General features: G+C 53.5%; 1 protein-coding gene. It reads right to left on the reverse strand.

The genetic code is table 11. From position 1 onward, the window contains the following. Positions 1–544 (reverse strand): IS6-like element IS26 family transposase (locus ACHHZ6_RS24770; protein ID WP_264110139.1); only part of this gene is annotated, 544 nt, incomplete at both ends.

Raw genomic sequence — 544 nt, forward strand, 5'->3', positions numbered from 1 at the left:
TTTCAAAAACTCTGCTTACCAGGCGCATTTCGCCCAGGGGATCACCATAATAAAATGCTGAGGCCTGGCCTTTGCGTAGTGCACGCATCACCTCAATACCTTTGATGGTGGCGTAAGCCGTCTTCATGGATTTAAATCCCAGCGTGGCGCCGATTATCCGTTTCAGTTTGCCATGATCGCATTCAATCACGTTGTTCCGGTACTTAATCTGTCGGTGTTCAACGTCAGACGGGCACCGGCCTTCGCGTTTGAGCAGAGCAAGCGCGCGACCATAGGCGGGCGCTTTATCCGTGTTGATGAATCGCGGGATCTGCCACTTCTTCACGTTGTTGAGGATTTTACCCAGAAACCGGTATGCAGCTTTGCTGTTACGACGGGAGGAGAGATAAAAATCGACAGTGCGGCCCCGGCTGTCGACGGCCCGGTACAGATACGCCCAGCGGCCATTGACCTTCACGTAGGTTTCATCCATGTGCCACGGGCAAAGATCGGAAGGGTTACGCCAGTACCAGCGCAGCCGTTTTTCCATTTCAGGCGCATAACG

The organism is Enterobacter cloacae complex sp. 2024EL-00214, assembly GCF_043945575.1.
GTDB lineage: Bacteria > Pseudomonadota > Gammaproteobacteria > Enterobacterales > Enterobacteriaceae > Enterobacter > Enterobacter cloacae_P.